This is a genomic window from Mammaliicoccus vitulinus (assembly GCF_029024305.1).
Lineage (GTDB): Bacteria > Bacillota > Bacilli > Staphylococcales > Staphylococcaceae > Mammaliicoccus > Mammaliicoccus vitulinus.
This window is the reverse complement of the sequence record NZ_CP118974.1, coordinates 2,034,518-2,058,475: the sequence shown is the minus strand read 5'-3', so window position 1 is coordinate 2,058,475 and position 23,958 is coordinate 2,034,518. Positions and strand designations below refer to the sequence as shown.

The following is a 23,958-nucleotide window of genomic DNA, read 5'->3' as shown; positions in this document are numbered from 1 at the left end:
TGCATTCTATTTTTTTCTGATTGCTTTTAAAATAAATGAAAGTATTAAGATTAAGATAATTGAACCAATTAATGCTGGAATAATAGCAATTCCGCCAATTACTGGTCCCATATCTCCTAATAATGATCCACCAATTGCTGAACCAATTATACCAGCGATAATGTTCCCGATAATACCACCTGGAACATCTTTACCTAAAATAACGCCTGCTAGCCAGCCGATTAAACCACCGACGATTAACATTAATATAAAGCCCATAATAATTACCTCCTATGTTTGATTTCTTTATATATATATCCAAAGAGAAGAGACGTTAAACACTTTTATAAAATATATGTTGGTAAAAATACACAATCAAGGTATTTATTTGGGAATTATTTAGTAAATAGGAATAATTTTGTCAGCTTTAAGGATGTCGTTAGTCCAAAAATATTGTTTCCCTTGTCCAGTATATGCAGGAACTAAGACCTCATTTCTAATGCAAGCATAGAACCATTCAGGATTGACACCACTATATAATAAAGTTTGATATTCAATAAATTCATTGTTCCAATCTATTTTAAGATTTTTCATACATGACACCTCACTACAATATTAAGCTTTATGACCTGCGATTAAACCTTTTCTTTCTCGTAATGTACCACTGTTTAATAAGCTTGAACCGCGCATAACAATATTTTTCCCATATTTCATACGTATAAAATCCAAATGATTTTCTATCGTTTCTGTCTTAACTTGAAATGGATCATCAAATAAAGATAGCTGCTTAATTTGATTAGGAATAAACTTACCAAATGAAATAGTAATCGTTCGATAAAGACGATCAGGTTCTAATCGTTGAGATAAATAATCCCATAATAAATTCACGATGACATAAGTATTCATAAAACCAGTCTTATTTGTAAATTGTTTGCGAACACCACCCATATCAGCATAACCAACGCTAACACTTATCCGAGTGGGGTATAAGTTTAGCTTTCGAGATCTATAATATACTTCATCTACTTGTTCGTTTAATACAGTCTTAAGTTCATTCATACTATAATCACGCATAAGTATTTGAGATTTACCTAAAGATTTGTCATATGCTTGATGAGGTTGTCTAATCATACTTTCATCTATTCCGTTAGCATGTAAATGTAAATCGACTCCAATCACACCATAATCCCGCTTCAAATATTCAACAGGGTAGTTTGCTAAATGACCAACTGTAAATATGCCTTTCTTGTTGAGTTTAGCTTCAGTACGTCTATTAATGCCCCACATTTCTCGCAAAGGTTGAATTGACCACAATTTGGCAGGTACATCTTCGTAACGCCATTCTGATATACCAAGAGGTGTATGCTTAGCGTCAATATCCATAGACAGCTTAGCGAGTAATAAATTTGATCCGATTCCTATTGTGCTGCGAATATGGACAAGATTAAATATGCGCTCTTGAAGTTGCATAGCTAATGAAAAAGGAGAATGCGCGAATAAATGATAAGATTCAGAAACATCCATAAAAAACTCATCTATACTATATTGATGAAAATCTTCGGGTGCGACATAGTCTAAAGCAATTTTGCTAATTTGAGTTGATAATTGAATATACTTTTTCATGGATGGATTAATAATATAAATATCTTTGCGTTGAGGTATTTCAAATAAACGAGATCCAGTTTTAATACCTATTGCTTTTAATGGTGGTGTAGCAGCAAGCACGACAGAACCTGGGCGCTTTGTATCAGCAACGACAGCAAGTTTCGTCGTTAAAGGGTCCAGCCCTTTTTCAATACAAGATACAGATGCAAAGAAACTCTTCAAATCGACACATAAAATATCACGATTTAAGCAATAACTGTAGTCATACATAAAAATCACCCCAGTCATATAGTACTCTTATTATACGAACATACGTTCTATTTTGTAAAGAGAAAAGTCGTATAAAAAGTAATGTATTTATAATAGCGGATTCATATATTGAGTAAATAGCATTTAAACTACAACCTAATAAACATTATTAAATTGTTGACAATCATATTTTACGGTAATAAAATATGAGTAATATAAAAAACTGCTGGAGGTGACATTGATGTCAGATTTTATAACTAGAAATGAATTTGAACAGTTTGAGAAGCGGGTTGATGAGCGCTTTGATACTTTGAATGGTAAGATAGATCGATTGCCGGATATTATACAAGATAAGATTACTATCTCAATGAACAATCTTGAAAAGGGAATAAATGAAACGAATAAGAAAAATAGAAAGATGGTTATTACTTCGGTCTTATCTGGCATGGGTATATTAATAGCGTTTGCGGGGTTAATAGGAAATATATTTGGTGTGTTTTAAAAGAACAATCTAAGGCAGTACATTCTTTAATAAGTATGTACTGCCTTAATTGTTTGTAATCAATATTTAATATGATGAAATATTCTTCAACCGTATGAATTAATTATATTTTGTAATACAATGTAACAATAAAATTTAAAGGGGGATAATGATGAAGTATAAGTTTGGAACAGCTTTAATATTGTCATCGAGCTTATTACTTTCTCAATCTAGTTTCTATGTTAATGCTGAAGAGAAAAGTAATGAACAGACTGAGAACACAAGCAAATCAATTAGTTTTGAACAAGCACAAAAGATGAAGCCAAAAGAACTTACAAATTTATTAACGGATGAAGATTTAAAATTACATAATAAAGTTGCAGAACATCAATCAACTGAGCTAGAAACAAATAGGAATACGAATGAAGCTTATCAAAATGTAAATGGTTATATTGACCAAAATAATATTAAGCCTTCAGCAATTACACAAGATACAAGAATGAACAGTTTACCGAAATATGATTATAAGTCAGATAAATTTATCGGTGTGGTGATTCATGAGACGGCGAATCCAAATAGTACCATCGATGAAGAAATTAATTATATGTATAATAATTATGAAAGTGCTTTTGTTCATGCTTATGCAGGTAGCAGTAAAATTGTTCAAACAGCATCAAGTGATTATTTAGCATGGGGTGCTGGTGCAAAGGCTAATCCTTATTTCTATCAAATAGAGTTGGCACAATCTAGTACTTTCGATCAATTTGCGAAGTCTGTAAACAATCAAGCGTACTTAACAGCTAAAATGTTAGATCAAAATGGACTTAAACCATCATTAGCAGATCATAACGGAGGAACAGGTACAGTTATTAGCCATAATGCTATTAGTCAATATTATGGAGGAACTGATCATACTGACCCGATTAATTACTTTAGTCAATGGGGTTATGATATGGATCAATTTTATAGTCTCGTACAAAAACATTATAATCAGCTAAACGAAGCAAGTGATACCATTACTGGCGATACACATACTGTCGCTTCAGGCGATACATTATACAATATTTCTCAAAGAAGCGGTGTAAGTGTAGATAACATTAAAGAACTCAATGACTTAAGTTCAAATGAATTAACAGTAGGACAAGTTTTAAAAATGAAATGAAGTGAAAGAAGCTGGAACAATTGATAATTTGTTCCAGCTTTTTTTATTATAAAATATATTCAGACTTCAGCAATGCCATAATATATGCATCTTTATATTTTCCATTAGTATAGAATTGTTCTATTAATAAACCTTCGATTTTAAAACCTTGTGATTTATATATGTGAATAGCCTTTTCATTATCAGTATCAACATATAAATAAAGCTTATGCATGTTTAAAATGTCAAAAGCATAACTCGTTGCTTTTTCAAAGGCAAATTTAGCATATCCCTTGCTACTAAACTCAGGTTTAATAATGATTTGAATTTCACAATTACGATGAATATAATTGATTTCCACTAATTCCACAATACCTACAATGGAATCTTCGTCTTCCACAATAAATCTTCTTTCAGACTCATCCAACAGATGCTTATCAAACAAATATTGAAGTTCAGTTAAAGATTCATAAGGTTCTTCAAACCAATATGACATAATTGAATATTCATTATTTAATTCATGGACAAACGGTAAATCAGTAATTTCTAATGCTCTTAGTTTCAAAGTTCCACTCCTATAAAATTCTAATTAACCATAGTATTACATTATTTAAGTGAATAACCAAGAAATACCACAGCTGTTAAATGTTAGATAATGATAAATTTAGGAATCAGCTTAATATAAACGAGTTCACTCATAAGTTCGACAAGCGTTTGCGTCACGATAACTGTAGTTACAATCGTTGACCACTGGCTAGGTAGAGATAAAGCTAACGGTAAGACAACTAATGCATTTCGCGTGCTTGAGCTAAAAGCCAATGTCCGCTTCAAATCTACTGGTAAATTGAACATCTTTCCTGAAAAGTTACCTATAAAAGGCGCTAAAATCATAAAGCATATGTAGATAGGTGCAACTGACGATACGACATGTAAATCAGAAAGGATTTTTGTGATTTGTGAGCCTATAACCGACATTAATACGAACGCCATAAACGGTACAGGGATCCATTCTGATAAAGTTAAGACCTTCATCATTTTATTAGATTTTCTACTTAAATATTGCAATATAATAGCGATTAACAAAGGTGAAACAATCAATAATATAAAGGTTTCCAAGAAAGGTTTAATATCAATATATTGGGAGAAATCTTGATTTAAAAATATAAAAAAATAAATAGGTAGCAAAATAACTTGTAAAACAAATAATATCGGTGTAGAAATCAACATGTATTCCGCATTACCATGCCCTAACTTCGTAAATACAATGACATAGTCAATACATGGCGTCAGCAAGACTAAGTAAATACCAATAAGAAGCGGTGTAGAAGTAATATTAAAAACTGTAACCAGTAAAAAAACGAGAACAGGAATTAATAAAAAGTTTGATAAAACAAGTGCGAAAATATATCTGAAATTCAATAATTTATTCCGTAAAGATAGAAATGGTACTTGAGCAAACATCCCAAACATTAAAATAGCGATGAGAACTGAAATCGAAGGCTCGAAAATTTGCTGAGTATGTTCAAAAAAGAGACCACAAAAAATACCGATAAATATAAAAACGATATAAATATAAATTTGATGATCCTCTAAACATAATTTTAAACGGAACATAAAAACCTCCTGTAGATACCTGTATTCCTATAAATCATAATATGTTGTACTGATTAATTCAAATAGAGATGGAGAATATCTTGTGATTTCTATTAACTTGGTTCAGGGTATATGGGTCATGATATAAAACGCTTCCAAAAGAATCCTACTCTTTAATTTATTTCGAATACTGAAACAAAATAGATGAATTATTCGTAAAGGTGTTCTATTATGTACCAATACGATAGATAATAAATCAAGGGAGTAATGAAAATGGGAAGCTTAATATTTAGCGTCTTAGGAATTTTAGTATTAATAGCTTTTAGTGTGATGTTAGGCACGACTGTAGTTAAAGCGATTAGAAATACTAGGTTCAGGGTTCCATTGCTAAGTACCATTGTATTATTCTTTTTACTTTTAGGTTGTGCTGTGGCAGTGGTTTCAACTGAGCCAGTACAAGATAGTAATTCGAAACTAAAATTTAATGGTCATGTTGCTGAGGCTCAAGTGAACGAATATGAGCAAAACAAAATGAATCATTCTAAAGAAATCGATTATGATAAATTCAATCATGAAACGTATGATCATAATCAATTATTAAAAATAACGAATGCTAAGGTTAATAAAATAAGTAATAGTGAAGTTGGAAACAAGGTTGTTGAAGTTACAAAAGGTAACGGTAAAGACAAAGCTTCTTATTTTATTATAGATTATGACCATAAAAATTTAAAAGAAGGGCAAACTTATAATTTTTATGGTAAAGAAGATTTGAAATATGATGCCAATAGCCAATTACATGGTTTAAATGTATGGAAAGTTGAATAGTCTTGAACGCCACCTCAGATGAGGTGGCGTTTTTATTTTGAAATGATACTAAAAAGAAAAAGATATATTTTTTACTTGCCAAATATAAATTCATGTATTATAGTTAAAACGTAGTCATTACGATTTACCTCCGAGAGATGAAGAGACTACTTTACTTACTTTAATAGACGATTCCAAGCCAACTTAACTTTGTTGGCTTAATTTATTTCAACTTATTCATGAATAAATAAAAAAGGAGCATTAAAAATGGCAAAAAAATCAAAAATTGCAAAAGAACAAAAACGTATCCAAATGGTAGAGAAGTATCGAGAACAACGTGAAGCGTTAAAGGCAAACAAAGATTATGAAGGTTTGAAGAAACTTCCTAGAGATGCTTCTCCTACACGTATCACACGCAGATGCCAAGTGACTGGAAGACCAAGAGGTGTTTATAGAAAGTTTGGTATGTCTAGAATTGCTTTAAGAGACTATGCACATAAAGGTCAAATACCGGGCTTGAAAAAATCGAGTTGGTAAAGTTTAAGTTTTATGGGATAAATATATAAAATAGGGGGAAAGCACTTTGAACAAAGTACCTGTAACAGTGTTGAGTGGTTATTTAGGTTCTGGTAAAACAACGCTGTTGAATAATATTTTGAAAAATCGAGAAGGTTTAAAAATCGCTGTAATCGTTAATGATATGAGTGAAATTAATATAGATAAAGATTTAGTAATTGAAGGTGGCGGTATTTCTCGAACAGATGAGAAGCTAGTCGAGTTATCCAATGGTTGTATTTGTTGTACTTTAAGAGAAGACTTGCTTATAGAAGTTGAAAAAATCGTCAAACGTGGAGATGTAGATCAAATCGTTATAGAGTCAACAGGTATTTCAGAACCTGAACCTGTCGCTCAAACGTTCTCATATATAGATGATGAATCAGGTATTGATTTAACGAACATATGTCGTTTAGATACAATGGTAACAGTTGTTGATGCTCATAGATTTGTTAATGATATGTATTCAGAAGACTTGTTGAAAGATAGAGATCAAGGTGTCAGTGAAGAAGATGAACGTTCTATTTCTGACTTATTAATTGATCAAATAGAATTTTGTGACGTTTTAATTTTGAATAAAGTAGATTTAGTAGAAGAAAAAGACTTAGCGCAACTAGAAATTATTTTGAGAAAGTTGCAGCCAGCTGCTAAATTCATTAAAACAAGATTTGCAGATGTAGCAATAAATGAAGTCGTGAACACTGGTTCATTTGATTATGAAAAAGCGAGTCAATCTGCTGGATGGATAAAGGAATTGACTGAAGGTGGTCATGCCAGTCATACTCCAGAAACTGAAGAATATGGTATTTCATCTTTTGTTTATAAAAGAAGGCTACCGTTTCATGCAGAAAGATTTAATCAATGGATGGAAAATATGCAGAACAATATTATTAGAGCAAAAGGTATTGTTTGGTTAGCACAGTACAATCATGTAGCATGTTTATTTTCACAAGCAGGATCCTTTGTAAACATACATCCCATTACATATTGGGTAGATGCAATGAAAGAAGAACAAAAAAGAGAAATACTAGATGCTAGACCAGAAGTAAAAGAAAATTGGGATCCTGAATATGGTGATAGAGAGACACAATTTGTTATTATTGGCAGTGATTTAAACGTAGATGAAATAACGAAATCACTAGATAAATGTTTAGTTGATTCACAAGAAATAGATGCAGATTGGTCTCAGTTGCATGACCCATATGAATGGCAGTTATCATAAATAAGCAATAATGGAAGTTAAAGAAAGCATCCTTTTGTATAAAGGGTGCTTTCTTTAGGTTTGAAAGTCATTATGTGATAAGTTTAAAGCTATCGGAAGGAGGAGATTTGATGAACAAAAATCTTGAAAAAGGTTTGAATTACTTAGTTAAAAGCGGTAAATTAGAAAAAACTTTACACAAAGTAAATGATAAATATAGAGCAAAAAGTGGAAAAGACTATTCTAAATATATAAACATGGCAATGAATAAAATAGATAAAAAGAAAACGATAAACAAATAATTTTTGAGGAATACCTACCAAAATCGGTGGGTATTTTTTATACTTAGTGATATGATATAAAATAAATAAAATTGTGTTAAGGAGGTTGTTAGATGATTTTAGAAACGGAAAGAATTAAACTCATACCACCAGCTTATACATACTTAGATAAACTATTTGAAGTCCATCATGATCCATTAAATCAAAAGTATAATCCAGCTGGACCTGTAGAAACTGTTGAAGAATTGAAAAAAACATTATCAGGATGGATTAAACATTATCAAGACCACGGTTTTGGTTATTACGTGTTAATCAAAAAAGATCACTACCAACCATTTGGTATATGCGGATTACAATATAAAAATATAAAAGGGCAAACCTATTTGAATATTTATTATAGAATAGAAGCGGCTCAAACAAGACAAGGACTCGTAGCAGAAGCAAGTCGAAAAGTAATAGAACACGTTAAAGAAATCACCGAAAATCAATATAAAATAGTCGCTTTAACTAAAAGGGAAAATATACCATCAATCAAAACAGCTGAAGCATTAGGACTTAAATATCAACCGGAATTTGACGATTACGACGGAGAAGGTAACGTATATTATTTTAGTGAATAATGGAGTGATGGAATTGATTATTACGATGAAGATATGATGCGATTTGAAATTACAACAAATTAAGACAGAAAAAAGATGGATTGTTCAATAAATATAATGATTTGAAAACGCAAAATTTCTATATAAATACTTTCAATCAAGCTACATAATATAAGAAAAAGCATGAGGTTATATGACTTCATGCTTTTTAATGCCAATAGTTGAGTAAACTTATAAGAATAGTTTTGTATAAATGGAAATTATGATAAGATAATCCCAATCATGGAATTACGTAAACCAATTGGAGGATATATAATGGATTATTATTTAAGAGATTTGAAACGTTCAGATATAGAAGATATTCATGCATATACTGCCTTACCTGAAGTAAGTCAATATCAGTCATGGGAACCACAAACTTATGAAGAAACTGAAGCATTTGTAGACATGTTATTAAACCGAGATGAAAATTGGATGTACAATGTTATTGTCGATGCAGATACAGATAAAGTTATCGGGGCTGTACAATTGATCAGCGATACAAAAAATCAAAGCGGAGAAATTGGTTATATCGTACATCCAGAATATTGGGGTAACGGTATAGCGACAGACATCGGACGAACAATTATTAAGTATGGATTTAAAGTACTTAAACTGAACAGAATATGGGCATCAACAGATATACGCAACACAGCCTCAGAAATCGTCTTACAGAAACTAGGTATGAAACACGAAGGCATCTTAAGACAAGACACTAAATTAAAAGATGGTTATAGAGATTCGTTAATTTATAGCATTCTAAAAGAAGAATATTAAACATGGTAAAAAGGTTCGGTACTCGTTAAACAGTACTCGAACCTTTTTTGTCTTGTCACATTCCTTTATAAACTTACATAATTAACTTAAAATAAAGTTAAAGACAGATGCAATCAGGAGGGTTATGCATGCCTATTAAAATAGAGCAATTAAATATACAGTTTGAGTATGAAGGCACTGAGTATGAAATACATCCTTCTCTTATTATTTTAGACGAAGAACTCACACTTGTTGATACGGGGTATCCTGGTTTTATGTCTAAAATCGAGCAGGAAATTAATGGTTTAGGCTACGATATTAAAAATCTACAGAACATCATTATTACGCACTACGATGATGATCATATTGGTGCTTTAAAAGCTTTTAAAGATAAATATCCTCACGTCCAAATTATAAGTAGTTTTTTAGAATCTAAATATATAAGTGGTATGGAAAAATCTGAAAGGTTGATTCAAGCTGAGGGTTTATTAAAGGACATGTCTGAAAAAGATAAACCATTTGGTGAAGCATTTGTACAAACATTAGAAGCTTTGGAACATGTCGATGTTGATATAAAAGTAACGGATGGTGCAATGATATTGAATAATGAGGTAGAAGTTGTACAAACACCTGGTCATACAGCTGGCCATATTTCATTATATATTCAGTCTATTAATAGTGCCATTACTGGCGATGCTGCTGTTAAAGAAGGAGAAAAATTAGTTGTTGCTAACCCTAAATATAGTATGAATCTTGAAGAAGCGGAGCACTCTTTGAAGAAAATAAAAGACTTAAATGCTGATAAATATTATTGTTTCCATGGCGGTTTGTTAGAAGATCACTCAAATAAATAAACGTAAAGCATAACCGTCTTAAGACATACGTATTTCTTAAGACGGTATTTTAACTTTATGTATGATTCACTACTATCGTTATAAATTATAATTTTTATAATTTATATGATTTACGAGCCTTGAAATGGGTATAGGGTATAACAAGGTTTTATTGAGAGGTGAAAGTATGATTAATGTTATTCAAGCTGTTGGTTCAATAGGTACATTTATTATGGCCATTTTATATTTCATTTCTGTTATGATACAAATTCGTCAGATTAAAATATCTTTTATCCCTTATTTATCTTTTGACCAAATTATTTTGGAAAAGAAGAAAAATGGTATTAAGGTGATGAATTTAACTGCCTCAGACCATGAGTATGTAAACACTGCATTAAAATTATTGAATTTAGGTGGAGGATCTGCAAAGGATATTGAAGTGGTTCTAAAATTAAATGGTGATGAAGTTCTTCAACGAAAGATGGTTAATATTTTACCTAACAATCAGTTTTATTTGATTCCTATTAATCAAAAAGTGTTCACTGAATTTAGTGATACGATTGAAAATAATGTTTATGAGACAAATATGACGATTGAATTAAAATATAGTGGTCAAGTTTCTAAAAAGCGTTCATCTAATGAATATAGAATCTCTATCGATAATTTTGTAAATTTAGATGATAAAGATTTATATGAATTAACTTTTGAAAGATTAGAAGAATAATTAAATTGATGAAACAGGTTAGAAACAATTTTTTCTACCTGTTTTTTTAATTGATATTTTAAATGGTCAATAATAGTTAGTGATAATTTAGTTTTACACTATTATTTTTAATAATTCATGCTATGATAAAATGACTAATCAATCGAAAAAGGAGAGAAAAGATGAGTAGTATACTTTTTGCGTTATTATGGGTTATTATATCCATCGCCTTTATTACTACTTTGGTTATCACAGTAGTAAAATATGCCAAAGAAAAACAGTATAGTAGCTATTTAGTAAGTACAATTTTACTATTCGTAATTGGTGTTATTAGTTTTGTTTTTATTTTTGTAAGTTTATCTTTTGATAAAGAGTATTCATATGATCAATTATTTAAAGAAGACAAGCCAAAGCAAGTGAAACATATATCTGATACACCTAAAAAAGACTTAAAAGATTTAAAGATTGGTGACAAAATTATCGTAGACGGTTTAGAAGTGACAGTTACTAAAGCCGAGTTTGTACTTCCTGATGACGGCTATTCATATTCACAAAATGGCAAAATATTAAAAATCAATTATAAATTCAAAAATTTAGAAAAAGATAAAAAGTTTATTGATAATTCTAATTTTAAATTAACAATTGATGGTGAAGTACAACCGCAATTTAATGGTATGAAAGATAATAAAGGCGGTTTTCAACATCAACTAGATAAAGGGAAATCTGGTTCTAGTTATTTATATTATGATGTAGTGGATACGGATAAATATCAAGTGGAAATGGACATTAAACCATCTAAGAAAACATATAAAGCAAACTGGAATATCGCAAAAAAAGATATTAAAGAAGACTTGAATAGTGGAAGAACGAGCGAAGAAGCGCCACCACAAGAGCCACAAACTTATGAACAAAATACAGTTCAACAGCCTAATAATTCTGCTGAAGAACAGAGAAAATTAGACGAAGCAGAGAAAAAACGTCAACAAGACGCTAAAGATAAAGCGGCTAAAGAAGAGGCAGATAAAAAATCAGCCGAAGATGAGAAAGCACACCAAGAAGAAGCCGATAAAAAAGCTGAAGACGAACAAGCAGCGAAAGACAAAGCAGCCGAAGATAAAGCGGCTGAAGACGAAAAGCAACAAGCAGCTGAAGATAAAGCAGCTGAAGAACAAGCTGCCAAAGACAAAGCAGCTGAGCAACAAAAAGCTAAACAAGAGCAAGAAGCTGAACAGAACCGACGTGAAGAACAAGCTGCTGCCGAACGTGAAAAGCAACAACAGCAACAACAAGAACAAGCAGCCCAAAGAGAAAAAGAACGTGCAGCGCAACAAGCAGCCCAAAAAGAGAGAGATAGAGCAGCTGAACCGAAACAATCTCAACGTGACTCAAACTCATCTGAAGAACGTTAGTTGAAATAAAATAATATATTAGAAGTAGTAGGAAGAGGTATATTGATGCAGACAGTTTATTTTAACCATGATGGTGGCGTAGATGATTTAATTTCTTTGTTTTTATTATTGCAAATGGATGATGTGAATTTGATTGGTGTAAGTGCAATTGGTGCAGATAGTTACGTTGAACCTGCAACAAATGCTTCATGTAAAATCATTAATCGCTTTTCGTCTCAACAATTAGATGTTGCCCCATCTAAAGAAAGAGGGAAAAATCCTTTTCCTAAAGATTGGAGAATGCATGCATTTTTAGTAGATGCAATGCCGATTTTAAATGAAGAAATGGATAAGCAATCTACTATTTCTAATAAAGAAGCTTATGAAGATATGATTGAAAAGGTAATGGCTAGTTCTGAAAAGGTCATCATGTTATTGACGGGACCTTTAACGGATTTAGCTAAAAGTTTAAAAGTTGAACCTAGAATAGAAGATCGTATCGAAAGAGTCGTATGGATGGGTGGAACATTGTTGGATAAAGGTAATGTTGAAGAACCAGAACATGATGGTACAGCAGAGTGGAATGCTTACTGGGATCCAGAAGCTGTTCAAACAGTATTTGATACGAATATAACAATTGATATGGTTGCGCTAGAAAGTACAAACCAAGTGCCATTAACGCCAGACATTCGTAAACGTTGGGCTAATGAAAGACGATATGAAGGTGTTGATTTTATGGGAATTTGTTATGCACTTGTTCCACCGTTAACACACTTTGTTACCAATTCTACTTATTTCTTATGGGATGTATTAACAACAGCATATGTTGGCAAGCCAGAACTTGTAAAAAAAGAAAAACAAAAAATTTCGGTAATAACAGATGGTCCTAGCCAAGGTAGAACTTTTAAAAGTGAAGAAGGCAGAACGGTCAATATTATCAATGATGTTGATAGAGATGGATTCTTTGATTTTATGACGGATTTAGCTAAAAAAATATAAAGTAATGTTTAAACGCCATTTAATAGATCACTTTAACGTGAATCTATTGAATGGCGTTTTTCTTTGAATTTTAAGTTATGCATATAACAATTGATATGTATAAGATTGTGCAGTATTTACGCTAATGAATTTAAAATATTCTGATTAAAAACATTTTAATAGGTTATATGAATATATAGATAAAATGGGGAGTGTTTATCATTATGAAATTCAAGAGAAAGAACGTCAACGTTGTAGACGCTAGTAAAACTAAAAAAACGGTTGTCGCAACAGGGATCGGTAATGCGATTGAGTGGTTCGACTTTGGACTTTATGCTCAATTGGCAGTAATTATCAGTATGAACTTCTTTGGTAATATGCCAAAAGAAATTCAACTGGCATCAACATTTGCCGTATTTGCTTTTGCTTTTATAGTTAGACCAATAGGTGGTATATTCTTTAGCCATCTTGGAGATAAACATGGGCGTAAAGTCGTGCTATCAACAACGATTATTATGATGGCATTATCTACGTTAGCTTTAGGTCTTTTACCTACGCAACATCAAATAGGAATTTGGGCACCTATTCTGTTATTGATTGTTAGAATGGTACAGTCATTCTCAACAGGCGGTGAATATGCAGGTGCTATGACATACATAGCTGAAATTTCACCAGACAAGGCGAGAGGTAAATTAGGAAGCGGACTTGAAATAGGTACTTTGTCAGGAAGTATATTAGCTGCAGCGCTTGTTGGTATCATGTATGCAGTGCTTAGTGACGAACAAATGGCTTCATGGGGATGGAGAATACCTTTCATTATTGCAGCACCTTTAGGAATTATAGGTGTTTATTTGAGAAATAATTTAGATGAGAGCCCAGCATATGAAACCTCACTTGAAGAACAAGAAGAGCTTGAGTATTCTTATAAAGATATATTTAGAAAATATTGGAGAGACATTATCGTCTGCTTCACAGGTGTAGCATTCTTGAACGTTGCGAACTATATGGTGCTGTCATATATGCCGTCCTTCTTGAATGGTACGATAGATTTAGGTGGAACGATGAGTAGTATACTGAGTACTTTAACCATGGCAGCCATGATACCAGCAGTATTCTTCTTTGGTTGGTACAGTGATAAAGTGGGTAATAAAAACACCATTTTATTTGGACTTATAGGATTTAGTTTATTCTCAGTTTTAGCTTTTTGGTTAATGAGTATTCCATCAATTCCAGTTATTATTATGGGATTATTCATAATTGCATTATTCATGTCTACATTTGAAGGTGTGATGCCTTCAGTGTTACCAAGTATATTCTATACTAAAGTAAGACTTAGAACATTATCACTTGTATATAATATTGGTGCTGCAATATTTGGTGGTTTAACACCATTTATTTTGACGACTCTTGTTGAAACAACCGGTCAAAAAATTGCACCATCATATTATTTAACATTTATTAATGTAGTAGGCTTGCTCATATTCTTGTTTATGTTTAAAACGACTTCAAATAAATCATTAAAAGGATCATATCCTAACGTTGATAATAAAGAAGACTTACAAGAAGTATATGAAAATCCAAAAGATGCATTATGGTGGAATAAAGATGAAGGAACAAAAAAATCATAAAAATAAAGAGATTGGAATATAAATAACCACTCTCAAAATCAATAACAACTCATTTCACTGATTTATTCAGCTAGAAATGAGTTGTTATTTTTTATAAAATCTTACGATTTTGAAAGTGCATGCTTGCCTGGGGGTATGGTTCGAGCCTGTAGTCTCTCACTCATACTATTCCCCCGGGCGTCAGCACTTTACAAAATCGTGAAGAATATTATGCTCCACTCAAAATAAAAAAGCATATCATGCTACTGATATTTGTAAGTAATGTGATATGTTTATTTTTATATTAAAACCTTACGATTTTGTTCGTGCATGCTTGCCTGGGGATATGGCTCGAGCCTGTAGTCTCTCACTCGTACTATTCCCCCGGGCGTCAGCACTTTACAAAATCGTTATAAATATCCATTTTTATAAAAAAATAAAGCACTTTCCTATAATTTAATTAATAACGACAAAAACTAAATTATCGAGGTGCTTTATGTCCAAACTTCTATTTATAATAGGATGGGGTTCGAGCCGGTAGTGGGAGCGGGTCTGAATGTTGCTTGTTTAGTGAGTCTTGCAACATACAGGCTTTCTATGTTGCTTGTTTAGTAAGTCTTGCAACATACAGGTCTTCTATGTTGCTTGTTTGGTGAGTCTTGCAACATACAGGTCTTCTATGTTGCTTGTTTGTTGAGTCTTGCAACATACAGGCTTTCTATGTTGCTTGTTTGATAAGTCTTGCAACATACAGGCTTTCTATGTTGCTTGTTTGATAAGTCTTGCAACATACAGGCCTTCTATGTTGCTTGTTTGGTAAGTCTTGCAACATATAGCATGTACTTAAAAGAACAAAGAACTTTAAATAAGAAAAACAGTAGAAATTCATTTTTAATAATGAATTTCTACTGTTTTTTAATTTTTAGGACATTTATGTCCCAAGATCTTCTTTTATATTATTAAACAGCTTCAACATTTAATTTAACATCTATATTATCTCTAGTTGCTTTAGAGTAAGGACAGAAGTCATGAGCATCTTTTAAATATTTTTCTGCGTCTTCTTGAGATACGTTTTTAACTTTAGCATCAATATCTACTTCTAGTTTTGGACTTTCAGCATTTTCATCTTCTACTAAACGTACAGTTAACGTAACTTCTGGTTCAGCGTCACGCACTTTGTTTTGTTTTAGAATTAAATCGAAAGCACCGTTGAAACATGAAGCATAACCTGCAGCGAATAATTGTTCAGGGTTCGTAGCTTTACCGTCAGCTTGTTGTGGTGGTAACACGTCTACATCGATTGCTTTATCATCTGTATAAACATGACCTTTACGTCCACCAGTGTTTGTTGCTTTTGTTTCATATTGAGTTGCCATAAAAAAATACCTCCTTTAGTATATATTTAGTGTTTACCCACATATTGTTTTTTAAACCATAATTAAATTAAAAGTTTTCATATTTAGGTGCTGATTCTATATAATAACAAACAATCTGCGTATAGAGAGGTTACAATATAAAAGCAATATTAAATGGCACAGAGTAAGATGAGATGTTTACAAAGTTGGCTCTATGGGTATATTTACTGTGAATGGCAATCATTCAATATGATTTATGAAGGGTGATATAAAATGGCAGACGAAAGTAAATTCGAACAAGCAAAAGGTAATGTTAAAGAAACAGTTGGTAATGCAACAGATAATAAAGATTTAGAAAACGAAGGTAAAAAAGATAAAACTTCAGGCAAAGCCAAAGAAACAGTTGAAAACGTTAAAAGTAAAGCAAACGATGTTATTGATAAATTCAAAAAATAATACGTGCTTAAGTTTTATCGTTTTGTAATAGAAAATCCGCTAGACAAGTTCACTGTCTAGCGGATTTTTATTTACTTTACATCGTTTTCTTCAATTTCCCATTTCATTTTGTAACGTTTATCTGATGAACGTAATTGTAAATATACATCGTATTGATCTGCTTCTGGCACATCGTAGTATGCATATCCTGTATCAGATTGACCAGGTTTTAGACTAAATGAGAACCCGTCATTTGTGTCATCCATACCATAAAATTTTGAAACTCGGCTACCGTCAGCTGTAATTCCGAAGTTTGTATCACCAACAATTAAGCTTGAGTTATTAATATTTTCTAGTTTGTATGAAACTTTTAATATTTTATCTTTAGTAGGCTTACTGTATTTAGAAGTTGGTTCAACAAATTCTGCTTTTTCAACCGTCACTTTCGTACCGAAAACACTAATTGGACTACCGACTGATGTGTTTCTATTTACGATAGATGAATCGTTATCATCTTCTTCAGTAGAGTTTTCCTCAGTAGTAGGTTCTTCTGTAGTCTCTTCTTCAGTTGATTCTTCTTCAGTTGATTCTTCTTCAGTAGAATTTTCCTCTGTAGTCTCTTCTTCAGTTGACGCTTCTTCTGTCTTGTTGTTTGTGAAATCATCAATTTGGTCTTTTATAGGACCAGCAGCACATGCTCCTAAAATCACAGCTAAAATAATGAATATAATTAAACATCCACCACAACCAAATAACCAAGGTTTCATACTAGAACCATTGCCGTTTCCCGATTGTTGCGGCTGATTATTAGCATTAGAATCATTAAATGGATTATTTTGTTGTGAATTTTGTTGCGAATTTTGTTGTTCTGAGGTGTTTTGGTTAAAAGGATTCTGATCTGTCTGATTAGAATTAGCCATAATATTTCCCTCCCTAATATTACTTTGTTTTAATAAAAAAATAATAGACCTTAAAATGATTAGATGCTTTCATAAAAGTATTTAATCAATGTAAAACAATTATTTTGTTTATTAATTATTTTTAGTTTATAGTAAATTGGGAAATAAATCTAGGACTATTATAAAAAATATAAAATGTTTATAGTTTGTTAATATTTTATATTTTTTCGGAATGTAAAATATTTGAAAACGGTGGGATAAGTAGTTTAAAATAAAATGAAAAGGAGTGGTAATCGTGTATAAAAATATTTTGTTTGGAATCAACACAGATATGAAAAATAAAAAGGTTTTAGAACAGATTGCTAAACTTGCTGGAGAAGGTTCAGAAGTTACACTTTTAAACGTTGTAAGCGAAAAAGATTTAAAAGCTTCTGTGCGAACGGGCGTTCATTTAGATGATATTAAAGAAAGACGCCAAGAATCAATGAAACATGTCTTTGATTATTTTAATGAACAAAACATCAAATATAATTTACAATTTGCAAAAGGGAATCCTAAATCAGAATTAGTGCACAAAGCTAATAGTGGGGATTTCGATGTTGTAGTACTGAGTAACAGAAAAGCAGAAGATACTGATAAATTAGTTTTAGGTAGCGTCAGTCATAAAGTTGCGAAACGAGCGAATATACCAGTATTAATTGTTAAATAATTTTCTGTAATCTTAATAAATCATTGCTTTTCTTTTATATTCATACATCGTTTCATAGAAAAATTCCTTCTACTCATGTAAAATATAAATAGAAGAACATTGGAGGAATGACTATGACTGATGAACAAAAGAAAACGTTTCCGTATATCGTTGCGACAATATCATTAGAAACAGAAGATGATATTAAAAAAACAGTTGAAGAGCTCATTTCAAATAAAGACTCAATAGACATTGTTGAATTTAGAGCGGACTCATTAAAAAACACTTCAATTGAAAACATTAATGAAATATTAGAAAAATTTAAAGCAGAATATCAATTAGCACCAATCTTATTCACTTACCGTTCTAAAGGACAAGGTGGGTATGGTGATTTTGATCATGAAACATACTACAAATTAATGCAAGATATTATTTGTAATAAAAAAGCAGATTATGTAGACATTCAATTAGATACTTATGAAGATAATTTAATGAATTGTATAACGAGAGCTCAAAATAATGAAGTTAAAATCATCATCTCTCATCACGATTTTAAATCGACACCTGATGAAGAAGAAATGTTTGTCACTTATGAAAAGATGGCAGAATTAGGGGCAGACATCGGAAAGCTTGCCGTAATGCCAGAAAATGAAAAGCATCTTCTATCAATGCTCAACGCTATGAACAGAGCGTACCATAAGTTAGATATTGATGTGATTGGTATTTCTATGGGTGAATTAGGTAAAATGACAAGAATTACAGCGGGCTTGTTTGGCTCTAAATTTACTTACGGATTTGTAGGTAAAGAAGCAGCGCCTGGGCAAATTCACGTTAAAGAAATTAAAGAACAATTAGCATTGTATCAGGAGTAGTCTATAAGCTTAAATTCTATAACGTTAGAATTTAAGCTTATTTTTATGCTATAATTGATAATAATTATCAATGGAAATTGGGAGTGTAAATAATGGAATTAAAAAAAGCAATTACAGAGAGACGCAGTGTTAAAAATTATGATTATGAAATGTATGTAGATGAAGAAAAAGTATTTTCTCTAGTCGATTTAGCAACATATGCTCCGAATCATGGAATGAGAGAACCGTGGAGATTAGTATATATAAGCAAAAAACAAATACCAGAATTTGCTGAAAAAGTAGCAGAATCTGCATTTGCAAATGATTCAGAAAAACAAGAAAAATATATAAACAAAGTCACTAAAGTTGGTGGTATGTTTGTTATCTTGTCTAAAAGAGATCCAAGACAAAAAGAAAATTTAGAAAACCAAATGGCTGTTGGAGCATTTGTTCAAAACTTAATGTTGTTAATGCATGATGAAGGAATGGGTTCATGCTGGAAAACACCAGAATTTATATTTAGACCAACATTCCGAAAAATTGTTGGCGTAAATGATGATGAAGAAGTGAATGGATTTTTATATATTACAGAGAAAGATTCAAGCGTGAAAGTAATGGAAAGAAAAAATAAATCATTGATTACAGAATGGTAGAATATTTGGTACATATACCAATAAATATACAGTAGGAATTCATTGTCGAAATTGAATTTCTACTGTTTTTCTTATATTTTTCTGTTTGTTCTTTTAAGTAGATGCTGTATGTTGCAAGACTGACGAAACAAGCAACATAGGAGGTCTGAAAGTTGCAAGACTGATCAAACAAGCAACATACAGACCCCGACCCCGAGGAAAGCGTGCGCAAAAAAAGACTGCCAACAAGTTCACTTTAAGTGACTTTGTCGACAGTCTGAGATTTCTTCACTAGGCTATAACCTAATGAAGAGATCTTTTATTTTAAGTTCTCAGCTAAAAATGCTTTTACATCTTCTGGAGTTTTGGCATTTGCTGAATGTAAGTGTGCAAGTTTTTCATTGTTTTTAAACACTAAAAGACTTGGAATACCCATTACATCATTTTCTGTAGCCGCTTCAGGTACTTGATCACGATTGATTTGATACCAGTTGTAATTATTATATTCATCAATGATAGGATCAATCCATTGATTCATTCTAGTACAGTCTGGGCACCAGTCTGCAAAGAATTTCACTACTACTGGTTCGTCGCTTTGTGTAATCTCTTCGAATTCTGCATATTGACTAATTGTTCTCATATTTATTTTGCTCCTTAGAAATTTTTCTTATAAACAAAGTATATCTCATTTTCATTATTTAAAAAAATATTTAACTCATTACTATATGTTAGCTATTAATATTGTTATAATGGATTTAAATAGACATATGGAGGTAAAGACATGATAAAATTTTATCAATATCCTAATTGTACAACTTGTAAAAAAGCAGCAAAGTTTTTAGAAATAAATGGTGCAAGTTTTGAACCGATTGATATTACACAGTTAACACCTACAGCTAAAGAATTGAAAGATATCATTGATGGAACAAATATTACTGTAAATCAATTATTTAATACTCGAGGCGCTAAGTATCGCGAGTTGGGTTTGAAAGATAAAATGGATGATTTGTCTGATAACGAAAAATTTGATTTATTAGCATCAGATGGCATGTTAATCAAAAGACCTTTAGCAGTTTTAGGAAATAAAGTAACTTTAGGATTTAAAGAAGAAGAATTTCGTCAAACTTGGCTATAAAAATAGTTGCTTGAATAATGGCTTTATGTCATGATAATAATTGAATTACATATAGGAGGGGATTACTTTGACAGTGCCTAGTGAGTTAAAATATTCTAAAGAACATGAATGGGTAAAAATTGATGGTGATGTAGTTACAATCGGTATTACTGATTTTGCTCAATCAGAATTAGGGGACATTGTGTTTGTTGAGTTGCCTGAAGAAGGTGACGAATTAACTAGTGGAGATTCATTTGGTAGTGTAGAATCTGTTAAGACAGTTTCTGAACTATATGCACCTCTATCTGGTAAAGTCGTTGAAGTAAACGAAGAACTAGAAGATAGCCCTGAGTTTGTTAATGAGTCATCATACGATAAAGCTTGGATGGTCAAAGTTGAACTATCTGATAAAGCTCAATTAGATGAATTATTAGATGCAGACGCTTATAGCGAAATGATAGGTGAATAACATAACTTTAAACTCCACGATGCAATAGTATCATGGAGTTTTTTTTAAATCTTAAATATGAAGTTCAAAAAAATATTAATTCATTTGTAGAAGGTGATGGCCATGGCGATGATTAAAAAAGTAATAATCGTAGAAGGTATTTCTGATAAAAAACGAGTGGAAGAAGTATTAAATGACCGTGTTCATATTATTTGTACCCATGGAACAATGGGTGTAGAAAAAATGGATGAACTTTTAGAAGAGAGTTATGGTTCACAAGTATATGTTTTAGTCGATCAAGATAAAGAAGGTAAACGTATTCGAAAATGGTTTAAGAAGTATATGAGCGAAAGTCATCATATTTATATTGATTCGACATTTTCTGAAGTAGCTCGTTGCCCAAGACATTATTTATCTAATGTGTTAAACTATCATGGATTTACAGTAAAACATGATTTCGTATCGAAAGGGAAGTATCGTTACCATGAAACACACAGAAATATTGAACGATATATACAAGCATTTTGATAAAGACTTACATTTATTATTTGGGTATACGCCTACTTGCGGCACGTGCAAAATATCTGAACGCATGTTGGATATCGCGAACGAAGTAACACAATTACCAATTAATAAATGTGATTTGAATTTTTATCCAGAGTTCTGTAAAGATTTTGAAATCTTATCAGTGCCAGTGCTTTTTATAATGAATCAAGATAAAGTAGTACATCGTATATACGCTTTTCAGTCAGTTCCTTATCTTGTTGAGAATATTCAAAAAGTTATTGACGATAAAAACTTATCATGATAGTATGAATTTAATTAAATACGTATTAACTCTTATCAAGAGAGGTGGAGGGATGTGCCCTATGAAGCCCGGCAACCGTCATATAAATGAAATGGTGCCAATTCACAAAAAGTGTAAACTTTTGGAGATGAGAGAAAGACATCTTTCAAACGCCTTTCTCTTGTCAATTAGAGTGAGGCGTTTTTAATTTAGAGATTAGGAGGCAGCAGATTTGATTGAGTTAAATAAAGTTGTTAAAACTTTCAAAACAAAAAAAGGTGACATAACAGCTGTTGACCATGTTGACTTAAATATAGATAAAGGAAGTATATATGGTGTAATTGGTTTTTCTGGAGCTGGAAAAAGTACATTAATCCGAATGTTTAATGGCCTTGAAACACCAACTGAGGGTGAAGTTATAGTAGATGGTGCTAATATTGGCAAACTGTCTAAACGAGATCTCAGACAAAAAAGACAAAAAGTAAGCATGATATTCCAACATTTTAATTTACTTTGGTCTAGAACAGTTAAAGATAACATCGCATTTCCATTAGAAATTGCAGGTGTATCAAAAAGTGAAATTAATGAAAAGACGAAAGCACTTATTAAAAGAGTAGGGCTTGAAGGTCGAGAGAATGCTTATCCATCACAATTATCAGGTGGACAAAAGCAAAGAGTTGGTATTGCTAGAGCTTTAGCTAACGATCCGCATGTATTATTGTGCGACGAAGCAACAAGTGCATTAGATCCTCAAACTACTGATGAAATATTAGATTTATTAGTAGACATAAATAAAGAAATGAATTTAACAATTATACTTATTACACATGAAATGCATGTCATTAGAAAAATATGTGACCACGTGGCAGTCATGGAAAATGGTAAATTTGTCGAAGAGGGAGAAGTTATAAGTGTATTTAATAACCCTCAAACATATGTTACACAACGCTTTGTGAAAGATGATTTAAAAGCAGATGATCTTCAAAGAACATTAGCAGATTTTAGAGCAGAACAACCGAACGGTGAAATTTGGAAATTGAATTTTGTCGGTGGGACAATTGCTAATCCTGTATTAGCTAAAATTATTAAGAAGTATAATGTAGATATTAACGTCATTGAAGGTGATGTTAAGTTAACACAAAACGGCACATTCGGACATATGATTGTGCATTTACCTCAAGGAGATTATTCTAAAGATCAAATTAAAAAAGAACTAAATGATCTAGGAGTGAAAGTAGAGGTGAATGTAAGTGAATAAGTCATTTGGAGATATTATTACTGAAATGATTACAATGCCAAATGTTAGATGGGATGATGTTTGGGAAGCATTATATGAAACGTTATATATGACAGTCATTTCAACAGTATTTACATTAGTATTTGGTTTAATACTAGGTACGTTATTATTTTTAACATCTAAAGGAACATCGAAAAGCTCACGCGTGTTTTATTCAATCGTGTCATTCGTTGTTAACTTATTTAGAGCCATACCATTCATTATTTTAATTCTATTATTATTACCTTTTACAGATATTTTATTAGGTACAATAAGTGGTCCTAAAGGTGCGTTACCAGCGTTAATCATTGGTGCTTCACCATTCTATGCTAGATTAGTAGAAATAGGCATGAAAGAAATTGATAAAGGTGTTATTGAAGCGGCAGTATCGATGGGTGCTACAACATGGACTGTCGTAAGAAAAGTATTAATTAAAGAATCACTACCTGCGTTAGTTTCAGGAATCACGGTTACAGCCATTGCGTTAGTAGGTTCAACAGCTATTGCTGGTGTAATTGGTGCAGGTGGATTAGGTAACTTAGCTTACTTAACAGGATTTACGCGAAACCAAAATGATGTCATTTTGATTTCAACTATCTTTATATTAATTATTGTTTTTGTTATCCAATTTATTGGAGATATTATTGTTAAAAGAATTGATAAACGTTAAAGGAGTGTTTT

31 protein-coding genes and 1 riboswitch are annotated in these 23,958 nt (G+C 31.8%); of the genes, 23 read left to right on the top strand and 8 right to left on the bottom strand.

The window, feature by feature from the left end:
* Nucleotides 1-6: 6 nt before the first annotated feature.
* From PYW35_RS10330 to PYW35_RS10320, 3 genes are all read right to left on the bottom strand, one after another.
* Entirely contained in the window at nt 7-258 is a 252-nt protein-coding gene (locus tag PYW35_RS10330; protein WP_016912210.1) for a GlsB/YeaQ/YmgE family stress response membrane protein, read from the bottom strand.
* Between the two features lie 120 nt (nt 259-378).
* Nucleotides 379-573, bottom strand: a complete 195-nt coding sequence (locus tag PYW35_RS10325) for a hypothetical protein (protein ID WP_016912211.1) — start codon at nt 571-573, stop codon at nt 379-381.
* Nucleotides 574-594: 21 nt separating this feature from the next.
* A complete protein-coding gene (locus PYW35_RS10320) occupies nt 595-1,854 on the bottom strand; it encodes a Y-family DNA polymerase (RefSeq protein WP_103323429.1) in 1,260 nt (419 codons plus the stop codon).
* A gap of 220 nt (nt 1,855-2,074) precedes the next feature.
* On the opposite strand from PYW35_RS10320, the gene PYW35_RS10315 reads away from it, so the two are divergent.
* Together PYW35_RS10315 and PYW35_RS10310 are read left to right on the top strand one after the other, a co-directional pair.
* Complete coding sequence (locus PYW35_RS10315) at nt 2,075-2,335, top strand: hypothetical protein (RefSeq protein ID WP_016912214.1); 261 nt, start codon at nt 2,075-2,077, stop codon at nt 2,333-2,335.
* Between the two features lie 151 nt (nt 2,336-2,486).
* Nucleotides 2,487-3,476: a LysM peptidoglycan-binding domain-containing protein gene (locus PYW35_RS10310; protein WP_103323428.1), complete on the top strand. Its 990-nt coding sequence runs from the start codon at nt 2,487-2,489 to the stop codon at nt 3,474-3,476.
* 46 nt (nt 3,477-3,522) lie between these two features.
* Here PYW35_RS10310 and PYW35_RS10305 read toward each other — a convergent pair whose 3' ends face one another.
* Both PYW35_RS10305 and PYW35_RS10300 read right to left on the bottom strand, forming a co-directional pair.
* On the bottom strand, nt 3,523-4,020 hold the full coding sequence (locus PYW35_RS10305) for a GNAT family N-acetyltransferase (protein ID WP_103323427.1): 498 nt from the start codon (nt 4,018-4,020) through the stop codon (nt 3,523-3,525).
* A gap of 83 nt (nt 4,021-4,103) precedes the next feature.
* Nucleotides 4,104-5,069 (bottom strand): arsenic resistance protein, encoded by a 966-nt coding sequence (locus tag PYW35_RS10300; RefSeq protein ID WP_103323426.1) that lies wholly within the window; start codon nt 5,067-5,069, stop codon nt 4,104-4,106.
* A gap of 252 nt (nt 5,070-5,321) precedes the next feature.
* On the opposite strand from PYW35_RS10300, the gene PYW35_RS10295 reads away from it, so the two are divergent.
* The 11 genes from PYW35_RS10295 to PYW35_RS10245 all read left to right on the top strand — a co-directional run bounded on the left by PYW35_RS10295 (nt 5,322) and on the right by PYW35_RS10245 (nt 14,813).
* On the top strand, nt 5,322-5,873 hold the full coding sequence (locus PYW35_RS10295; protein ID WP_103323425.1) for an NADH-quinone oxidoreductase subunit J: 552 nt from the start codon (nt 5,322-5,324) through the stop codon (nt 5,871-5,873).
* A gap of 246 nt (nt 5,874-6,119) precedes the next feature.
* The gene (gene rpsN, locus PYW35_RS10290) at nt 6,120-6,389 is read left to right on the top strand and encodes a 30S ribosomal protein S14 (RefSeq protein WP_016912218.1); all 270 of its coding nucleotides are present in this window, start codon (nt 6,120-6,122) and stop codon (nt 6,387-6,389) included.
* Between the two features lie 46 nt (nt 6,390-6,435).
* Nucleotides 6,436-7,629 carry a GTP-binding protein gene (locus PYW35_RS10285; RefSeq protein WP_103323424.1) on the top strand — a complete coding sequence of 398 codons (1,194 nt, stop codon included), beginning with the start codon at nt 6,436-6,438 and terminating at the stop codon, nt 7,627-7,629.
* Nucleotides 7,630-7,739: 110 nt separating this feature from the next.
* Nucleotides 7,740-7,910, top strand: coding sequence for a hypothetical protein (locus PYW35_RS10280; protein WP_016912220.1), 171 nt, complete (start codon nt 7,740-7,742; stop codon nt 7,908-7,910).
* A gap of 92 nt (nt 7,911-8,002) precedes the next feature.
* Nucleotides 8,003-8,509 (top strand): GNAT family N-acetyltransferase, encoded by a 507-nt coding sequence (locus PYW35_RS10275; protein WP_103323423.1) that lies wholly within the window; start codon nt 8,003-8,005, stop codon nt 8,507-8,509.
* A gap of 294 nt (nt 8,510-8,803) precedes the next feature.
* A complete protein-coding gene (locus PYW35_RS10270; protein WP_103323422.1) occupies nt 8,804-9,304 on the top strand; it encodes a GNAT family N-acetyltransferase in 501 nt (166 codons plus the stop codon).
* Nucleotides 9,305-9,438: 134 nt separating this feature from the next.
* The gene (locus PYW35_RS10265) at nt 9,439-10,137 is read left to right on the top strand and encodes an MBL fold metallo-hydrolase (RefSeq protein WP_103323433.1); all 699 of its coding nucleotides are present in this window, start codon (nt 9,439-9,441) and stop codon (nt 10,135-10,137) included.
* 166 nt (nt 10,138-10,303) lie between these two features.
* Entirely contained in the window at nt 10,304-10,840 is a 537-nt protein-coding gene (locus PYW35_RS10260; RefSeq protein ID WP_016912225.1) for a hypothetical protein, read from the top strand.
* Nucleotides 10,841-11,001: 161 nt separating this feature from the next.
* The gene (locus tag PYW35_RS10255; RefSeq protein ID WP_103323421.1) at nt 11,002-12,228 is read left to right on the top strand and encodes a DUF4352 domain-containing protein; all 1,227 of its coding nucleotides are present in this window, start codon (nt 11,002-11,004) and stop codon (nt 12,226-12,228) included.
* A 45-nt stretch (nt 12,229-12,273) separates the two neighbouring features.
* On the top strand, nt 12,274-13,206 hold the full coding sequence (locus PYW35_RS10250; protein ID WP_016912227.1) for a nucleoside hydrolase: 933 nt from the start codon (nt 12,274-12,276) through the stop codon (nt 13,204-13,206).
* 203 nt (nt 13,207-13,409) lie between these two features.
* Entirely contained in the window at nt 13,410-14,813 is a 1,404-nt protein-coding gene (locus tag PYW35_RS10245; protein ID WP_016912228.1) for an MFS transporter, read from the top strand.
* A gap of 938 nt (nt 14,814-15,751) precedes the next feature.
* On the opposite strand, the gene PYW35_RS10240 is transcribed toward PYW35_RS10245, so the two are convergent.
* On the bottom strand, nt 15,752-16,168 hold the full coding sequence (locus PYW35_RS10240; protein ID WP_016913127.1) for an organic hydroperoxide resistance protein: 417 nt from the start codon (nt 16,166-16,168) through the stop codon (nt 15,752-15,754).
* A gap of 252 nt (nt 16,169-16,420) precedes the next feature.
* Between PYW35_RS10240 and PYW35_RS10235 the strand changes: the two genes are divergently transcribed.
* Nucleotides 16,421-16,603, top strand: a complete 183-nt coding sequence (locus PYW35_RS10235; protein WP_016913128.1) for a CsbD family protein — start codon at nt 16,421-16,423, stop codon at nt 16,601-16,603.
* 71 nt (nt 16,604-16,674) lie between these two features.
* Here the strand turns inward: PYW35_RS10235 and PYW35_RS10230 are convergent, their stop codons facing one another.
* Nucleotides 16,675-17,502 (bottom strand): DUF4352 domain-containing protein, encoded by an 828-nt coding sequence (locus tag PYW35_RS10230; RefSeq protein WP_103323420.1) that lies wholly within the window; start codon nt 17,500-17,502, stop codon nt 16,675-16,677.
* Between the two features lie 274 nt (nt 17,503-17,776).
* On the opposite strand from PYW35_RS10230, the gene PYW35_RS10225 reads away from it, so the two are divergent.
* From PYW35_RS10225 to PYW35_RS10215, 3 genes are all read left to right on the top strand, one after another.
* A complete protein-coding gene (locus PYW35_RS10225) occupies nt 17,777-18,190 on the top strand; it encodes a universal stress protein (protein ID WP_103322534.1) in 414 nt (137 codons plus the stop codon).
* Nucleotides 18,191-18,303: 113 nt separating this feature from the next.
* Complete coding sequence (gene aroD / locus PYW35_RS10220; protein ID WP_103322533.1) at nt 18,304-19,041, top strand: type I 3-dehydroquinate dehydratase; 738 nt, start codon at nt 18,304-18,306, stop codon at nt 19,039-19,041.
* Between the two features lie 92 nt (nt 19,042-19,133).
* On the top strand, nt 19,134-19,673 hold the full coding sequence (locus PYW35_RS10215; RefSeq protein WP_016913132.1) for a nitroreductase family protein: 540 nt from the start codon (nt 19,134-19,136) through the stop codon (nt 19,671-19,673).
* A 298-nt stretch (nt 19,674-19,971) separates the two neighbouring features.
* Here PYW35_RS10215 and PYW35_RS10210 read toward each other — a convergent pair whose 3' ends face one another.
* Nucleotides 19,972-20,292, bottom strand: coding sequence for a thioredoxin family protein (locus PYW35_RS10210; protein WP_016911594.1), 321 nt, complete (start codon nt 20,290-20,292; stop codon nt 19,972-19,974).
* Between the two features lie 141 nt (nt 20,293-20,433).
* On the opposite strand from PYW35_RS10210, the gene PYW35_RS10205 reads away from it, so the two are divergent.
* The 6 genes from PYW35_RS10205 (at nt 20,434) to PYW35_RS10180 (ending at nt 23,947) form a co-directional block, all read left to right on the top strand.
* Entirely contained in the window at nt 20,434-20,787 is a 354-nt protein-coding gene (locus PYW35_RS10205) for an arsenate reductase family protein (protein ID WP_016911595.1), read from the top strand.
* 67 nt (nt 20,788-20,854) lie between these two features.
* Nucleotides 20,855-21,235: a glycine cleavage system protein GcvH gene (gene gcvH / locus PYW35_RS10200; RefSeq protein ID WP_016911596.1), complete on the top strand. Its 381-nt coding sequence runs from the start codon at nt 20,855-20,857 to the stop codon at nt 21,233-21,235.
* A 102-nt stretch (nt 21,236-21,337) separates the two neighbouring features.
* A complete protein-coding gene (locus PYW35_RS10195; protein WP_103322532.1) occupies nt 21,338-21,742 on the top strand; it encodes a toprim domain-containing protein in 405 nt (134 codons plus the stop codon).
* A complete protein-coding gene (locus PYW35_RS10190) occupies nt 21,699-22,022 on the top strand; it encodes a thioredoxin family protein (protein ID WP_103322531.1) in 324 nt (107 codons plus the stop codon). Before PYW35_RS10195 ends, PYW35_RS10190 begins: the two co-directional genes overlap by 44 nt.
* Nucleotides 22,023-22,051: 29 nt before the next feature.
* Nucleotides 22,052-22,156, top strand: a riboswitch (SAM riboswitch).
* A gap of 77 nt (nt 22,157-22,233) precedes the next feature.
* Entirely contained in the window at nt 22,234-23,259 is a 1,026-nt protein-coding gene (locus tag PYW35_RS10185) for a methionine ABC transporter ATP-binding protein (protein ID WP_103322530.1), read from the top strand.
* The gene (locus tag PYW35_RS10180) at nt 23,252-23,947 is read left to right on the top strand and encodes a methionine ABC transporter permease (protein WP_016911600.1); all 696 of its coding nucleotides are present in this window, start codon (nt 23,252-23,254) and stop codon (nt 23,945-23,947) included. The genes PYW35_RS10185 and PYW35_RS10180 overlap by 8 nt, the downstream gene beginning before the upstream one ends.
* Nucleotides 23,948-23,958 lie beyond the last annotated feature (11 nt).

Coding starts and splice junctions, on each gene's coding strand:
- PYW35_RS10280 (WP_016912220.1), top strand. CDS start 7,740: ATGAACAAAAATCTTGAAAAAGGTTTGAATTACTTAGTTAAAAGCGGT.
- PYW35_RS10240 (WP_016913127.1), bottom strand. CDS start 16,168: ATGGCAACTCAATATGAAACAAAAGCAACAAACACTGGTGGACGTAAA.
- PYW35_RS10260 (WP_016912225.1), top strand. CDS start 10,304: ATGATTAATGTTATTCAAGCTGTTGGTTCAATAGGTACATTTATTATG.
- PYW35_RS10190 (WP_103322531.1), top strand. CDS start 21,699: ATGAAACACACAGAAATATTGAACGATATATACAAGCATTTTGATAAA.
- PYW35_RS10295 (WP_103323425.1), top strand. CDS start 5,322: ATGGGAAGCTTAATATTTAGCGTCTTAGGAATTTTAGTATTAATAGCT.
- PYW35_RS10330 (WP_016912210.1), bottom strand. CDS start 258: ATGGGCTTTATATTAATGTTAATCGTCGGTGGTTTAATCGGCTGGCTA.
- PYW35_RS10270 (WP_103323422.1), top strand. CDS start 8,804: ATGGATTATTATTTAAGAGATTTGAAACGTTCAGATATAGAAGATATT.
- PYW35_RS10215 (WP_016913132.1), top strand. CDS start 19,134: ATGGAATTAAAAAAAGCAATTACAGAGAGACGCAGTGTTAAAAATTAT.
- PYW35_RS10205 (WP_016911595.1), top strand. CDS start 20,434: ATGATAAAATTTTATCAATATCCTAATTGTACAACTTGTAAAAAAGCA.
- PYW35_RS10320 (WP_103323429.1), bottom strand. CDS start 1,854: ATGTATGACTACAGTTATTGCTTAAATCGTGATATTTTATGTGTCGAT.
- PYW35_RS10315 (WP_016912214.1), top strand. CDS start 2,075: ATGTCAGATTTTATAACTAGAAATGAATTTGAACAGTTTGAGAAGCGG.
- rpsN (WP_016912218.1), top strand. CDS start 6,120: ATGGCAAAAAAATCAAAAATTGCAAAAGAACAAAAACGTATCCAAATG.
- aroD (WP_103322533.1), top strand. CDS start 18,304: ATGACTGATGAACAAAAGAAAACGTTTCCGTATATCGTTGCGACAATA.
- PYW35_RS10300 (WP_103323426.1), bottom strand. CDS start 5,069: ATGTTCCGTTTAAAATTATGTTTAGAGGATCATCAAATTTATATTTAT.
- PYW35_RS10230 (WP_103323420.1), bottom strand. CDS start 17,502: ATGGCTAATTCTAATCAGACAGATCAGAATCCTTTTAACCAAAACACC.
- PYW35_RS10245 (WP_016912228.1), top strand. CDS start 13,410: ATGAAATTCAAGAGAAAGAACGTCAACGTTGTAGACGCTAGTAAAACT.
- PYW35_RS10310 (WP_103323428.1), top strand. CDS start 2,487: ATGAAGTATAAGTTTGGAACAGCTTTAATATTGTCATCGAGCTTATTA.
- PYW35_RS10210 (WP_016911594.1), bottom strand. CDS start 20,292: ATGAGAACAATTAGTCAATATGCAGAATTCGAAGAGATTACACAAAGC.
- PYW35_RS10250 (WP_016912227.1), top strand. CDS start 12,274: ATGCAGACAGTTTATTTTAACCATGATGGTGGCGTAGATGATTTAATT.
- PYW35_RS10255 (WP_103323421.1), top strand. CDS start 11,002: ATGAGTAGTATACTTTTTGCGTTATTATGGGTTATTATATCCATCGCC.
- PYW35_RS10195 (WP_103322532.1), top strand. CDS start 21,338: ATGGCGATGATTAAAAAAGTAATAATCGTAGAAGGTATTTCTGATAAA.
- PYW35_RS10325 (WP_016912211.1), bottom strand. CDS start 573: ATGAAAAATCTTAAAATAGATTGGAACAATGAATTTATTGAATATCAA.
- PYW35_RS10235 (WP_016913128.1), top strand. CDS start 16,421: ATGGCAGACGAAAGTAAATTCGAACAAGCAAAAGGTAATGTTAAAGAA.
- PYW35_RS10275 (WP_103323423.1), top strand. CDS start 8,003: ATGATTTTAGAAACGGAAAGAATTAAACTCATACCACCAGCTTATACA.